Raw genomic sequence first — 13,517 nt, forward strand, 5'->3', positions numbered from 1 at the left:
CACGGGGGCTGCCGCGCCTTCGGACACGCAGGACATGACCAACCCGGCCGGCCGACTCGACCGGCTGCCCGTCGGCCCGTGGCACCGCCGACTGACCGCGATCGTCGGCGTAGGCGCCTTCTTCGACCTCTACGAGGTGTTCCTCGGCGGGGTGCTCGCCGCCGTGCTCGCCGAGTCCTGGCATCTGTCCGGCACCGAGAAGTCATGGCTCATCGCCTCCGGGTTCCTCGGCATGTTCGTCGGCGCCAACGTGCTGTCCGTACTGGCCGACCGCTTCGGGCGGCGGAAGATGTTCCTGGTCAACCTGGGGCTCTACTCACTGTTCTCGCTGACCTGCGCCTTCGCCCAGGACGCCACCCAGCTGTCCGCGCTCCGTTTCCTCGCGGGGCTCGGCCTCGGAGCCGAACTGGTCCTGGTCGACACGTATCTGGCGGAGTTCCTGCCGCGGAAGGTACGCGGGCGCTACATCGCCTGGGCCTACACCCTCGGCTTCGTGGGCGTGCCCGTCGCCGCGCTGCTCGGTGCCCGGCTCGTCGCGAAGCACGAGCTGTTCGGCATCGACGGCTGGCGCTGGCTGCTCGTGGCGGGCGCGCTCGGCGCCGCGTTCATCCAGGTGCTGCGGACCAGGCTGCCGGAGTCGCCGCGCTGGCTGGCGGCGCGGGGGCGGCACGCCGAGGCCGACGCGGTCGTACGGGACATCGAGGAGCGGGCGGGCGCCCGGCCTGATTCCGTCCCGGCGCCCCGCTCCGAGCCCGCCGCGCCCACCGCACCCGCCCGGAAGGTGCCGCTCGGGCGCATGTTCAAGGCCCCGTACGCGCGCCGCACCGTCATGTGGTGGATCTTCCAGGTGCTCCAGACCGTCGGCTACTACGGCTTCGGCTCGCTCGCCCCCGTTGTGCTGCAGGCCAAGGGGCACACGGTCACCGAGTCCCTCTCGTACGCCGCCCTCAGCTACCTCGGCTACCCGGTGGGCTCGGCGCTGTCCGTGCCGCTGATCGACAGGATCGAGCGGCGCACGCTCATCATCGCGTCCGCGCTCGGGATCGCCGCGTTCGGACTCGTCTTCGGGTTCGCGGACGCGTCGTGGCTGATCGTCGGTTCGGGCTTCCTGCTCACCGTGTGCAGCAACGTCTTCTCGAACGCCTTCCACGTCTACCAGACCGAGATCTTCCCGACGGACCTGCGCTCCAGCGCCATCGGCATCGCGTACTCCCTGTCCCGGCTCACGTCGGTCGTGCTGCCGTTCGTCGCGATCGACGTGCTCGACGACCTGGGCCCCGACGCGGTGTTCGTCGGGTCGGGCGTGCTGATGCTCGTGCTCTGCCTGAACGTGCGCATCCTGGGCCCGCGTACGACGGGGCGGAGCCTGGAGTCGATCTGAGGCGGCCGGGGTCCGGCCTACCTGCCGGACTCTTCCCGGGCTGAATCACTCCTTCCTCAAATTGGCTTCTCCGTAAGCCATTTGACGTCCTCGAATCGGACTTGCCATTCCGATGTGACGGGTAGTTAAGTGTGCGTCACGCGGTGACAGGGCCGCCCGCCCAGGACTCGTCCGGGCCATGCCTGCTGTCGGTTACGTCGAAGCGGAGGATGCATGCTGGATTCCACGACCCCGTTGCCGGGATGGCGCGGAGGCGACGGAAACGCCGCATACCTCGACAAGACTCTGCGGCACGAGCCGATCGAGATGGCGCTCAACGAGAGCGTCACCTTCAAAACGATCTTCTTCCTGTGGCTCAGGGCCGCCCTCGCAGCCTTCGTCGCAGGGGTGATCCCCGCGTTCATCGGCTTCCTCTCGCTGATGGCCGGCCTTGGCGACAGCGGCGGCTACGACCCTTACGGCGGGTCGAGCGACAGCGAGGGCAGCTACGGGGTGTGGTTCACCCTGGCCTCCCTCGCCTCGTTCGTCGTCTTCTGGCTGGCGCTCCTCCTGTCCCGTCTGCCCGAACCCGTCGCGGAATGGCGGGTGCTGCTGGCCGACCGTACCGACCGGGCGCAGGCCGTGTACGGGGTGATCCTGAAGACCCTCACCAGCCGCCGCTACCCGCTCGCTCCGGCACCGCACGGGACCCGGATCACGTTGACCGACGCCCCGTACGTGGCCTACGTCTCCGTCTTCAACTACGGCGACAGCCTCTACCTGGGCTGGATGATGTGGCGTTCACGGCGGGGCACCGAGCTGATGGGGCAGTTCCTGGGGGACATCGTGCGCGGTCTCAAGGGACAGAACGGCATCGAGCACCAGCTGCTGCGCAGCGAGGGCGCCCGTGCCATGCGGGAGGCCGTCCATCTCGCCTGCCGTGAAGGGCTGATGGCTGCGTTGGACGGTGTGCCGGCTCCGGCACCGCAGGCCCCGGGCGGCACCGTCCCAGGCGGGATCCCGCGCCCGACGACGCCTCCCCCGCCGGTCGTCCCCCCGGCCGCGCCCCCGGTCCCGCCGTCCCCCCGGCAGCACGGTCCTTCCGGTGGCGGTACATCGCAGTGAGCCACCTGGTGTCCGCCTCGGCCACCGAGGCGTGGGCCTGGTCCGGTCTGCGTCTCGAACCGCGGCCCGCCATGAGTGACAACGGTGCCCATGTCGACCTCCCCGAGGCGCAGCGCCGGGCCGAGGCCGGTGTGCTCGAACAGGTCTGGCTGTCGCACCAGTGGGCGCCGGACGGGCGGGCGTTCGAGCTGCGGTACACGAACGGTGCGCAGGGCATCACCGGCACGCTCCTGTGCCGGGCCCGCGGGAGGGACGGCGCGTCGGCGTCCGCGGCGGTGCTCGCGCTGCGCGACGCCCTGTCGGCCGGCCCCCGTCACGTCCGTGCCGAGCCGATCGAGGACGCGGCCGAACTCCACGCGGTGCTCGTGCCGTCGCCGCACCCGCCCGGGGGCCTGGCGGAGGTGCGCAAGCGACTCGTCTGGGCGTACCTCCGCCGCCGGGACACCGACTTCCCGCTCGGAGTCGCCTTCGAGCCGCTGGTGCCGGAGTCCGTGAGCTGGGAGCCGGTGTGGGAAGCGCTCGCGCGCGAGAGCGCTGCGACGACCGTGAGCATCTGCCTGGAGCCCTGCGCACCGCCGTACGAGTTGCGTTCCTACCTCGCCTATCTGGCGCAGGAGTACGGCAGGCTGGCCCAGCCCGGCCGCCCCAATCCGGTGTTCGCGCAGTACGTCCCGCCGGACCCGTTCGCCGTTCGCGCCGCGCCTCTGTACCAGGAGGCCCTGGGAACGCTCGCCGAGCGCGCCTACCGGCTGCGGATCTCACTCGCCTCGGAGGGCCCGGTCCCCCACCAGCTGGCAGAACTGATCGCCGCCACCCTGTCGCCGCCGTCCGCCCCCGGCGGCGGGCCGGTGGCGCGGGCGGTGGGCGTGCACGAGGCCCCCGCGGCCTGGGGCAACATCACCGGTCTGCAGCACTGCTGGCTGTCCGGCGCCTACCAGCAGGACGTCCCGCAGCCACTCGGGGCCTGGGAGCGCGTGCTGGCCGATCTGGTCGACGTACCGCAGGCCTCGGCCGCGTTCCGCTTCCCGTACGAGATCCCGGGCCGTCCGCCCCTGTTCGCCACGGCGCGACGGGCCGGACCCACGGCGACACGTACCTCCGGGGAGGCCACCCGGGTCCCGGAGGGCCGGGACCCGCACACCCCCGCCTTCTGACCCAGGGCACCCGCCCGCCCCCGACCCACAGGAGCCATGACCGTGTCCACCATCACCTTCGAGTTCGGCAGCCACGGGGACGCGGCCGAAGCCGACACCCGCTCCCTCGCCGCGTGGCTGAACGACGACGAGGACCTCAGCGGTTCGGCCCGGCTGCGGATGCTGCCGCCCGCACGGGGCGAACAGGGCGGCCTGGCGGAGGCGGTGGAGATCGCCGACGCCGTGGGGCCCGTCCTGGAGGCGGTGATCAGCGGGGCGGCCGTGTGGCTCGTGCAGCGGGCCAGGTCACGCCGGGTCGCGCTCAAGGTCACCAGGCCCGACGGGACGAGCGTCGAACTGTCCGCCGCCGATCCTCAGGACGCCGCCGAGGTGCAGCGGCAGTTGCGGACCTTCCTGGACCCGGGATCCGCGGACCGGGGCTAGCGGCAGGTCTCCTTCCGTCATGTCCTGGTCCGTCACCGTCCCCTCGGCGTCGAGTTCGGCCGCCGTCGTCGTGGGGACCGCAACCCATGTCCTGCCGAGTGGTCTTCCGCCCTTGCCGCAGGCCACGCTCAGCGTCGCCTCGTTCGGTGACGCGCTCGTCGGGCCCTTCGGGACCTTCACCTCCGACACCGTCCGGCGCCGCGTCGACCCGGCCGGCGCGGCGGACGTCTTCCGGCTGCTGCCCACTCCGGAGTCCCCGAGGCTCGACGTCCTGCTCTTCTACTTCGCCGGCCACGGACTGTGCGGCGAGGAGTCCCGGCTGTGTCTCGCCCTGCCCGGTTCGGTCGACGACGTGAGCGGCGCGGAGCGCACCTCGCTGCCGGTCGCGGCGCTCTTCCAGGCCATGCGCCAGGTGCGTGCCGAGCACCGGATCGCCGTCCTGGACTGCTGCTTCGCCGGGAGGGCACTCGACGCGGCCGACGCCGCGGACATCCATGTGCTCGCGGCCGCGGGCCGCACCAGGCGCGCCCTCACCCCCGAGGGCCACCGGCACACCGGCTTCACCGCCGCCCTGCTCGACCTCCTCGACGAGGGGGTGCCGGACGGGCCCGAGCACCTCGACCTCGCGACGCTCTACCGCCGGCTCGCCGTCACCCTCCCGGCGGCGGGGCTCCCGGCGCCGCTCCAGCGGACGTACGGCGGGTCCGGAGATCTCGCCCTGTTCCGCAACACGGCCCACGGCACCGCACTGTCCGCACCGGGTCTGCTGGCCCGCGCCCGCTTCGCCGACCAGATGCGCACGCTGGGACTGCGGGGCCGCCCGGGGCGCCTGGACCAGGCGGTCCGGCTGCTCCGGTCGGTGGCGCGGGACGCCGTCGCGGTGATGGGGCACGCGCACCCCGACACCCTGCGCTACCGCCACGTGCACGCCGCCGCGGTCGGTGAGGCGGGTGACCCGGCGACGGCGTGCGCACTGCTCGGCCAGGCCCTCTCCGACGGCACCGCGGCGACGGAGCCGGCGACAGCCCCCGTGCTCGACGCCCTGCGGGCGAGCCTCGCGCACTGGCGTGCCCGTTCCGTGCCCCGTCAGGAGCAGTGACCGGGCGCCTTCGCGGCGGACGCGGCTGTACCGGCCGAGAGGGCCCGGACGCCCTCGCCGCCCGGATCGTCGAATCCCTGCCGCACGGCCCCGGCCCGCGCCCCTGGGGGCGTCCGAACGGGCCACCTCGGGTCGCCGCCTTCCGCACACCCACATTGACTGGATCCGCACGTAGGTGACGACGGATCGGAGGCATCGTGGGGCGACCGCACGAGGCTCCGGGCGCGCACACCGGTGTGTCCGGCACACGGACCGCGGGACTCGGGAGCTGCCGGACCGCCACCCGCCCTCCCGCGGTCGGCGCACCCCGGTGACCGGCCCCGGGAAGCGGTGGGCAGCGCTGCGCCGACGCCTCGGCCGGCCCAAGGGGTCCGACGTCACCGCGGGCATGGTCACCGGTCTCTTCAGCATCCCGGAGGGCATGGCCTACGCCTCGATCGGAGGCTTCAACCCCGTCGCGGGCCTGTACGCGGGTGTCGTGCCGCCCATCCTCGGCTCGCTGACCGGACGTACCGTGCTGATGGTCACCACCCTGACCAGCGCCATCGCGCTGACCGGGCAGTCCGTGCTCAAGGAAGCCGGACTGGACCCTCAGGACGCGGGCGACATCGCGGCGCTCACCCTGCTGACGGGCGCGGTCATGCTCCTCATGGGGCTGCTGCGCCTCGGTGTGGTGCTCAGTTTCGTCTCCAACGCGGTGATGACCGGGTTCTCCACCGGCATCGCCCTGCAGATCATCACCGGGGTCTTCGACGACGCCACGGGGTACCGGCCGGACGGGCACAACCAGCTGCTCAAACTGTGGAACTGGATCACGCACCCGAACGAGTGGCAGCTCGCACCCACCCTGGTGGCCCTCGCCACCGTCGTGGTCTGGGCCGCCGCCCACCGGGTTCGCAGACTGCGGGCCACTGCGCTGCTGATCGCCATGGTGGCCGTCGCCGTGGTCGTCGGCCTCCTCTCCACCGACGTGGAGACGGTCGCCGACATCGCGGCCATCCCCGCCTCGCTGCCCGGCTTCACGGCCCCCCACTGGGGCGCGATGCCCGAACTGGTCGGGGGAGCCTGCGCGGTCGCCCTGGTAGCACTCGCCCAGGCCGCCGGTGTGGCGCCCTCCCTGCCCAACCCGGACGGCAGCCGCTCCGATGTCAACGGCGACTTCCTGGCCCAGGGCGTCGCCAACGTCGGCGGGTCCCTCTTCCAGTCCCTGCCCGCGGGCGGGTCGCTCTCGCGCACCGGTGTCGCGGCGAGCGCCGGCGCCCGTACCCGATGGGCCGGGGTGATCTCCGGAGTCTTCCTCGCCCTGGTGGTCCTCGTCCTCGGTGGTCTCGCCGAACGCATCCCCATGCCGGTCATCGGCGCCCTGATCCTCGTCGTCGGCGGCGAACTGATCTGGGGCAAGCGCCATGACATCGCCCTGGTGCTGCACACCTCGAGACTGTCCACCGCCGCGATGGCCGCGACCTTCCTCGCCACCACTCAACTGCCCCTCCAGCAGGCCATCGTCCTCGGGGCCGTACTCTCCCTGCTGCTCTACTGCGCCCAGGCCGCACGCCAGGCCCGCCTCACCGGCCTGACCCGCGACGACGCCACGGGCGCCTGGTCCACCACGAGGACGCCCGAGCGCCTGACGCCCGGACAGGTCACCGCCCTCGCCTACGAGGGCACCAGCTTCTTCGCCGAACTCCCCCACCTGGAGAACGCCCTCCCCGACCCCGCGGGAGCCCGCGACTCCGTCCTGATCGTGGTGATGCGCACCGCCCCCGGGGTTCCTTCGTCAGCCATCGTCAAACTGCTGCACCGCTACGCCGCCTCGCTCGACGCCCAGGGCGCCCGCCTGGTCCTGGCCGGCCTGGAGCCCGGCATGGTCGAGCTCCTGCGGCGTACCGGAATCACCCGCCGGCTCGGCACGGACGCGGTCCTGCCCGCACAGCCCCGGATCTTCGCCCCCCTCGACCAGGCCCTCGCAGAGAGCCGCGCCTGGATCGCCCGCAGACAAGGAGAAGACACTCATGATGTTTGAGGACCGACGGGCCCGACGGCAGGCCAACCGCGCCTTCGACCACGGTGACGGCGTGACCCGCTACCGGATGCGGGAGAAGGCGATCTCCATCGGGAACGACTACTGGGTGGACGACGCCTCCGGCGAACACGTCTACAAGGTCAACGGGAAGGTGCTCCGGCTGCGCCGGACGTACTCCATCGAGGACACCGACGGGAACCGGGTGGCCCGCGTCCAGAGCCGGCCGGTCCGCGTCAAGGACTCGATGGAGATCGAGGACGCCTCGGGCAACCGGATCGCCCTCGTCAAGAAGGCCCTGGTCGGCCCCGTGCGGGACCGCTGGCGGATCAAGCGGAGGAACGGGGACGACCTGCGGGTACGCGGCAGCGTCCTCGACCACGAGTACACGGTCGAGCGGGACGGTATCAAGGTCGCCGAGGTCTCCAAGAGGTGGTTCCGGGTCCGCGACACCTACGGCATCGACGTCGCCGACACGACCGACCACGCGACGATCCTCGCGGCGGCCATCGCGATCGACGCCATGACCCATCCGGGCACCTGACGGGACGGGACCACGGCGGGTACCCGCCGGTCCACGGCCCCGCCGCCCGCCCCGGCCTCGCACCGGGCGGGCGGCCGACCGGACGGACGGCGGGCCGCGCGCCATGGGCCCCCGGCGGCCTCAGAGACGCTCGTCGAGGAACTCCGTGAGCTGGCCCTTGGACTGGGCGCCGATCTTGGTACCCACCAGCTCTCCCCGTTCGAAGAGCAGGAGGGTCGGGATTCCCTTTATGTCGTAGCGGGGAGGGGTGTCGGGATTCTGGTCGATGTTGAGCCTCGCCAGGCGGAGCCTCCCGTCGTACTCCACCGCCAGCTCGTCCAGGATGGGCTCGGTCATCTTGCACGGCCCCGCCCACTCGGCCCAGAAGTGGATCAGGAGTGGCAGCGCGGAGGACGCCACCTCGGCATCAATGGTGCTCTCCGTCAGATCGGTCATCTCCGAGCTCAATTCGGCAGTCCTCTCGCGGAGCTTGGCGACACGCCGAGGCCGGCGCTCGAGGCGGCCTACCCTCTGCTCCGGACACATATGCGCCCCGCCGGTCGCCCCGGTGAGTCATGGGCTCATGCGCGGCGAGGTCACGGGCGTCGGGACAGCCGCCGCGCCACGGGCCGACAGCCTCCCGGTCCCCCGGAGCGCCCCGTGACGCCCCGTCACGCTCTCTCGCGCCAGGCCCCCTCAGGCGGGACACTGGTTGCTCTCGACAGCACAGCCGGCCGGGCCGATGCCGCCGGAGAGTGGGGGGACGCATGCGGGACAGCCATCGCGCGGACGCCGAACGGCTGTTGGTGCGGGCCGTGGAGGAGGAGACGCGCAGGACGGGTGGCCGGACGGACTCCGGCGCGCTCCTGGCCCGTGCGCGGGGCGCGCTCGACGGCATCGCCGCGGCCGCGGCCGACGAGTACGCCGCCTACACCCGGGCCCTGGACGCCGCCGGGGCCGGACAGCAGCCGCTGTCCGCACGCTTCAGCAGGGCGGCCCTGGGAACACCGCTGCTGGTGACGGGGGTCGCCGCCGCCGCGGCCTTCGGCGCCGACCTGGTGCTCGGCACCGAGACCGGTCTCGCCCTGGGCGCCGGGGCGGCCGTCGTCGTCGCGGGGGCGACGGCGACGGTGGCACGGGTGACCGCCTCGCACTGGCCGGCCGCGCACCGCAGGGCGGGCGAGCTGGGCCGGCCCGGTGGCCCGGAGCAGTTGCGACTGGAGTGGCTGACGGCACTGGAGGTACGGGGCATCCGCCCGTACCTCGACCAGCAGCGTGTGCTGACCGCGTCCGCCCGGCCGCCCAAGAAGAAGGCCGCCGCCTCCGTGGTGCCCCAGTTGCGCGGCGGTGACCGGAGCGCGGCGGCCCGCACGCGTACGGTCCTGGAGCAGTCCTTCTCCCATCTGCCCGCCGCGGAGGGGCCGTTCACGGGACGGCGCGGCGAGCTGGCGCAGATCGCGCAGTGGGTTCACGCGGCCCGCGCCGCGACGGAGACCTGGCCGGTGGTGGTCGTGCTGCACGGCGCGCCCGGTTCCGGGCGCAGCACGCTCGCCGTACGCGCCGCGCACGCCCTCAGGGACCAGTTCCGCGGGGCCTGTGTGGTGGACCTGCGGGGTGGCGTCACCGGGGAGGCCCCGCTGCCGACGCGGGACGCTCTCCTGCACCTGCTCAACCGGCTGGGCGCGCCCCGCGAGCAGCTCCTCTTCCGGGACGGGTCCTCCGCCGAGCAGCAGGTGAGGCGCCTGGGCGAGCTGTACCACCAGCACCTGACGGGTACGCCCGTGACGGTCGTGCTGGACGACGCCACGGACGCCGCCCAGGTCTGCACGCTCGTGCCCGAGCGCTCCGACAGCCTGGTCCTGGTCACGGCCCGCGAGCCCCTCGACCTGCCCGAGGGCTTCCCCGCCCGGGTCCACCAGCTGCCCGTCGGCGGCCTCGACGCGGCGGGCGCGGAGGAGCTGCTGCGGGAGTCGGCGCGGGACGAGGAGGCCGGACCGTACGACTACCCCTCGACCGACACCGTCGTCGGTCTGTGCGGCGGGCTGCCGCTCGCCCTGCGGGTCGCGGGCTCCGCGCTCGGCGCCCGTAGCCGTGCCGAGCTCGCGGCGGCCCTCGGGGCGTACGGGCCGGTGGGGCCCGTGGAGCGTGCCCTGTGGCTCAGGTACACGGACCAGCCCGAGGAGGCGCGCCGGCTGCTGAGGCGGCTCGCGCTCGCGGGGCGCGCCAGCCTCGGGGCGGCCGCCGCCGCCTCCCTGCTCGCCTGTGGTGAGGAGGAGGCCGGCCGGCTGCTGGAGTCGCTGGCCCGGTCCGGCCTGCTGATCCATGTGCGGGGCGCGCGCTACCGGCTGCACGGCCTGGTGCGCGACTTCGCCTCGGCACGACTCCTGGAGGAGGAGCCGGAGGCGGACCGCAGGGCGGCGCAGGAGCGCCTCATCCAGAACTACGCGGAACTCGCCGACGCCGTGATCCGCATGGTGGACGGCAAGATGTCCACCCGGGCGGGCCGGTTCGGCTCGCACGGCTTCGGCTCGCTGGACGCGGCACTGCGGTGGCTCGACGACGAGTCGAGCTTCATCACCTCGGCCCTGCGGCACACGGAGGGCATCGACCAGGCCGCCGTGCTCCACCTGCTGGGCGCCCTGTGCGACTACTGCCTGCTGCGCGGCGACCTCTACCGGCTCGGGGAGATCAGCGAGCTGACGCGCGCGGTCGACCAGGGGCTCCTGGAGCGGTCCGTCCAGTGGCGTACGGGCATCGCGGCCCGGCAGCTCGGCGAGCTCGACAAGGCCCGGACGACCCTGTCGTCGGTCGTCGGCCTCTACCGCGAGGCGCAACAGGACGCGGGGGCCGCGCTCGCGCTCTGCTCGCTCGGCATCACCCTGCACCACCAGGGCAATCTGACGGAGGCCTCGGCAAGGCTGCGGGAGGCGCTCGCGCTCCAGGCGTCCCCGGAACAGGCCGAGGACCGGGCCTGGTCGCTGCACGCGCTGGCCGCCGTCGAACGCGACCGGGCGAATCTGGCCGAGGCCCTGACCCTGCTGGACACCGCCCTGGCCCTGCACCGCGAGGGCGAGTCGCTGCACGGCGAGGCGTGGTCGCACTTCCAGCTCGGCCAGGTCTGTCTGCGGATGGGCGAGGTGGCCCGCGCCGAGGAGGAGCTGTCGACCGCGCTCGACCTGTACGGCCGCACCCGCGACGAGCGCGGGGAGGCGTGGGCCCTGACCCAGCTGGCCCGGGCGGGGCTGATGGACGCGGGCGGAGGTGGCGCGGCCTCCGCGGTGGAGCAGCTGCGCGTCGCCCTGGCCCGGCACCGGGGCAACGAGGACGCCCGGGGCGAGGCCTGGACACGGTACTACCTGGGGCAGGCGCTCGAGGAGGACGGCGACACCGACCAGGGCGTACGGGAGCTGGAGCGGGCCCGCACGATGTTCTCCCGGATGCGGGACGTCTACGGCCTGGCGTGCGCCCGGCACCACTCGGGCCGGGTCACCCGCGACCAGCGGGCCGCCCGTACGGGCAGTCTCCGCAACTCCGGCTTCGCCCGGCAGCTCCTGGTGGACGCCCGCGCCGACTTCCGGCGGATCGGTGTGGCCCACGGCGAGGCGTGGACCTGCCTGGAGCTGGCGCTGATCGACGGCGGCAACGACCGCGCCGCGCAGGCGCTGGAGCTGTGCGGCGAGGCCGCCACGCTCTTCGCCTCGTACGGCGACGCCCGGGGCGGCGACTGGGCCGCGTTCCTGCGGTGCACGCTCCTGCCGTACGCCTCGCCGGGCGGCAGCGAGGTGGGCACGGCGGTGGCCCAGCAGGAGCTCGCGGACCTGCTGGAGGCCGCTCACCCGCTGCGCGACCCGAAGCTGGAGGACTGCGCGAGGGCCTTCGGGGTCGTGCTGAACCGCGGGGTCGACCTGGACGAGGGCTGGCAGGCCTGGCGCCTGGGTCTGACGCCGTCCCGGCACGCCCGGGAGATCATGGGCGTGCCGCTGGGCGTACGGCCCTGAGGCCCGCACGCACGGGCCGGGACGAACCGCCCGGCCCGTCGTGCGTCAGCCCTTGCCGGAGGCCGCGGCCTTGCCGGCGGCGGGCGCCGCCTCGCCGTCGGTGTCCGCGGGCTCCGCGGCGGGGTCGGGGGCCTCCTCGAAGTCGACCCGCCCCATGTGGCGGTTCATCGACTTCATCAGGAACCACACTCCGACGGCGAGCGCCGCGAAGACGAGGAATCCGAGGACGCCGGGGGTGACCTTGTTCTTGTCGAGCTCGTCGGCGGCGAGCGGAACGAGCTGCGTCAGTGCCTGGGTCGCGTACATATCAGGCATTGTCGCGGATGCCCGCGAAGAGGTCGCTCTCGGGGAGGGATGTATCGACGAGGGACTTGGCGAGCTCGTACTCCTCGGTCGGCCACACCTCCCGCTGGACGTCCATCGGGACCCGGAACCAGCCGCCGTCCGGATCGATCTGCGTGGCGTGCGCGATCAGCGCCTTGTCGCGGATCTCGAAGAAGTCGTCGCACGGGATGTGCGTGGTCAGCGTGCGCTCGGCGCGCTCGAACTCCTCCCAGCGCTTCAGCCAGTCGCCGTACGGGGACTCCAGCCCGCGGGCGAGCAGCGCCTCGTGCAGGGCGAGGGTGCGCGGCTTGTTGAAGCCCTGGTTGTAGTAGAGCTTCTGCGGCTGGAAGACCGGCCCGAACTCCGCCTCGGGGAACCTCTCGGCGTCCCCGGCCCCCTCGAACGCGATCATCGAGATCGTGTGGGTCTTGATGTGGTCGGGGTGCGGGTAACCGCCGTTCTCGTCATAGGTGGTGATCACCTGCGGCCGGAACGCGCGGATCTTCGCCACGAGACGCCCGGCGGCGGTCTCGTCGTCCTCCAGGGCGAAGCAGCCCTCGGGCAGCGGGGGCAGCGGGTCGCCCTCGGGAAGACCCGAGTCGACGAAGCCGAGCCACTCCTGCTCGACGCCGAGGATCTCCCGGGCCTCGTCCATCTCCTTGCGGCGCACCTCGTGGATGTTGGCCTCGATGTACGCGTCACCCTGGAGCTTCGGGTTGAGGATGGAGCCCCGCTCACCCCCCGTGCAGGTGACGACCAGGACGTCCACCCCCTCGGACACGTACTTGGCCATGGTGGCCGCGCCCTTGCTCGACTCGTCGTCGGGGTGGGCGTGCACGGCCATCAGTCTCAGCTGCTCGGTCAAGACTCGGTCCTCAGTGATTCGTCGCAGTGGTCGGCTTCTATAGTGACTGAACCGGGGGGTGGAAAATTCCTCGATCCCCGGTACGGGAGGAACGATCATGGCAGCGGTTCGCGAGGCCTTGCCCGAAGGGCGCTACGGCCGGTCGCAGGACGAACGCGCGGACCGCAAGCTCAAGATCATCGGATCGGTCCTGGGTGTGGCCTTCCTCGCCATGGTCGGCTGGTTCGGCTGGGACTACGTGGCCGGCCAGGACGTGAGCGCCGAACTCATCAAGTCCAAGATCGTCTCGGACGGCCGTGCGGAGGCCCACCTCGAGGTCCGCAAGGACCGGGACGCCGACGGGCACTGCACCCTCCGCGCCCTCGACGAGGCCGGCGGCGAGGTCGGCCGCGCCGACTTCCGCTTCGACCAGCGCTCCGAGCGGGTCGACGAGATCGTCTCGCTGCGCACCACCTCCCGTGCGACGGCCGTCGAGCTGACCGGCTGCTCCTCCGACAGCTGAGGGAGGGCGGCGCGCGCCGCCACCGGAGCGCGCGCTCCCGCCCCGACCTGCGGGGACGCGCTTGTGATGTTTTACCTTCTCCCCCTTTTCGCGCGGAATTGTTAGGCTCGTTGTTTCGCCCACC

Annotated in this window: 12 protein-coding genes; 9 read left to right on the top strand and 3 right to left on the bottom strand. The window is 72.9% G+C overall.

Annotated features, from left to right (window positions below):
- Positions 1–34: 34 nt before the first annotated feature.
- From ACGFNN_RS33270 to ACGFNN_RS33300, 7 genes are all read left to right on the top strand, one after another.
- Positions 35–1,381, top strand: coding sequence for an MFS transporter (locus tag ACGFNN_RS33270; protein WP_393561682.1), 1,347 nt, complete (start codon positions 35–37; stop codon positions 1,379–1,381).
- Positions 1,382–1,594: 213 nt separating this feature from the next.
- Complete coding sequence (locus tag ACGFNN_RS33275) at positions 1,595–2,485, top strand: hypothetical protein (RefSeq protein ID WP_393561597.1); 891 nt, start codon at positions 1,595–1,597, stop codon at positions 2,483–2,485.
- Entirely contained in the window at positions 2,482–3,639 is a 1,158-nt protein-coding gene (locus tag ACGFNN_RS33280; protein ID WP_393561599.1) for a hypothetical protein, read from the top strand. The genes ACGFNN_RS33275 and ACGFNN_RS33280 overlap by 4 nt, the downstream gene beginning before the upstream one ends.
- A 36-nt stretch (positions 3,640–3,675) precedes the next feature.
- On the top strand, positions 3,676–4,062 hold the full coding sequence (locus tag ACGFNN_RS33285; RefSeq protein ID WP_393561601.1) for a hypothetical protein: 387 nt from the start codon (positions 3,676–3,678) through the stop codon (positions 4,060–4,062).
- Positions 4,063–4,081: 19 nt separating this feature from the next.
- Positions 4,082–5,161, top strand: a complete 1,080-nt coding sequence (locus tag ACGFNN_RS33290) for a hypothetical protein (RefSeq protein ID WP_393561603.1) — start codon at positions 4,082–4,084, stop codon at positions 5,159–5,161.
- Between the two features lie 310 nt (positions 5,162–5,471).
- A complete protein-coding gene (locus ACGFNN_RS33295) occupies positions 5,472–7,184 on the top strand; it encodes a SulP family inorganic anion transporter (RefSeq protein ID WP_393561605.1) in 1,713 nt (570 codons plus the stop codon).
- Positions 7,174–7,725, top strand: coding sequence for an LURP-one-related/scramblase family protein (locus tag ACGFNN_RS33300; protein WP_393561607.1), 552 nt, complete (start codon positions 7,174–7,176; stop codon positions 7,723–7,725). Before ACGFNN_RS33295 ends, ACGFNN_RS33300 begins: the two co-directional genes overlap by 11 nt.
- Positions 7,726–7,845: 120 nt before the next feature.
- On the opposite strand, the gene trxA is transcribed toward ACGFNN_RS33300, so the two are convergent.
- On the bottom strand, positions 7,846–8,160 hold the full coding sequence (gene trxA / locus ACGFNN_RS33305) for a thioredoxin (RefSeq protein WP_393561609.1): 315 nt from the start codon (positions 8,158–8,160) through the stop codon (positions 7,846–7,848).
- Positions 8,161–8,471: 311 nt separating this feature from the next.
- Between trxA and ACGFNN_RS33310 the strand changes: the two genes are divergently transcribed.
- On the top strand, positions 8,472–11,702 hold the full coding sequence (locus ACGFNN_RS33310) for a tetratricopeptide repeat protein (RefSeq protein ID WP_393561611.1): 3,231 nt from the start codon (positions 8,472–8,474) through the stop codon (positions 11,700–11,702).
- A gap of 45 nt (positions 11,703–11,747) precedes the next feature.
- Here ACGFNN_RS33310 and ACGFNN_RS33315 read toward each other — a convergent pair whose 3' ends face one another.
- Both ACGFNN_RS33315 and mca read right to left on the bottom strand, forming a co-directional pair.
- Positions 11,748–12,008: a hypothetical protein gene (locus ACGFNN_RS33315; RefSeq protein ID WP_362538903.1), complete on the bottom strand. Its 261-nt coding sequence runs from the start codon at positions 12,006–12,008 to the stop codon at positions 11,748–11,750.
- Between the two features lies 1 nt (position 12,009).
- The gene (mca, locus tag ACGFNN_RS33320) at positions 12,010–12,891 is read right to left on the bottom strand and encodes a mycothiol conjugate amidase Mca (protein ID WP_393561613.1); all 882 of its coding nucleotides are present in this window, start codon (positions 12,889–12,891) and stop codon (positions 12,010–12,012) included.
- Positions 12,892–12,988: 97 nt separating this feature from the next.
- Between mca and ACGFNN_RS33325 the strand changes: the two genes are divergently transcribed.
- A complete protein-coding gene (locus tag ACGFNN_RS33325; protein WP_393561615.1) occupies positions 12,989–13,393 on the top strand; it encodes a DUF4307 domain-containing protein in 405 nt (134 codons plus the stop codon).
- Positions 13,394–13,517: the final 124 nt, after the last annotated feature.

The organism is Streptomyces sp. NPDC048590, from assembly GCF_043199535.1.
Classification (GTDB): domain Bacteria; phylum Actinomycetota; class Actinomycetes; order Streptomycetales; family Streptomycetaceae; genus Streptomyces.

Excerpts from the sequence above, each read along its gene's own strand:
- ACGFNN_RS33270 (WP_393561682.1), top strand. The coding sequence starts at position 35 with ATGACCAACCCGGCCGGCCGACTCGACCGGCTGCCCGTCGGCCCGTGG.
- ACGFNN_RS33275 (WP_393561597.1), top strand. The coding sequence starts at position 1,595 with ATGCTGGATTCCACGACCCCGTTGCCGGGATGGCGCGGAGGCGACGGA.
- ACGFNN_RS33285 (WP_393561601.1), top strand. The coding sequence starts at position 3,676 with ATGACCGTGTCCACCATCACCTTCGAGTTCGGCAGCCACGGGGACGCG.
- ACGFNN_RS33290 (WP_393561603.1), top strand. The coding sequence starts at position 4,082 with ATGTCCTGGTCCGTCACCGTCCCCTCGGCGTCGAGTTCGGCCGCCGTC.
- ACGFNN_RS33300 (WP_393561607.1), top strand. The coding sequence starts at position 7,174 with ATGATGTTTGAGGACCGACGGGCCCGACGGCAGGCCAACCGCGCCTTC.
- trxA (WP_393561609.1), bottom strand. The coding sequence starts at position 8,160 with ATGACCGATCTGACGGAGAGCACCATTGATGCCGAGGTGGCGTCCTCC.
- ACGFNN_RS33310 (WP_393561611.1), top strand. The coding sequence starts at position 8,472 with ATGCGGGACAGCCATCGCGCGGACGCCGAACGGCTGTTGGTGCGGGCC.
- ACGFNN_RS33315 (WP_362538903.1), bottom strand. The coding sequence starts at position 12,008 with ATGTACGCGACCCAGGCACTGACGCAGCTCGTTCCGCTCGCCGCCGAC.
- ACGFNN_RS33325 (WP_393561615.1), top strand. The coding sequence starts at position 12,989 with ATGGCAGCGGTTCGCGAGGCCTTGCCCGAAGGGCGCTACGGCCGGTCG.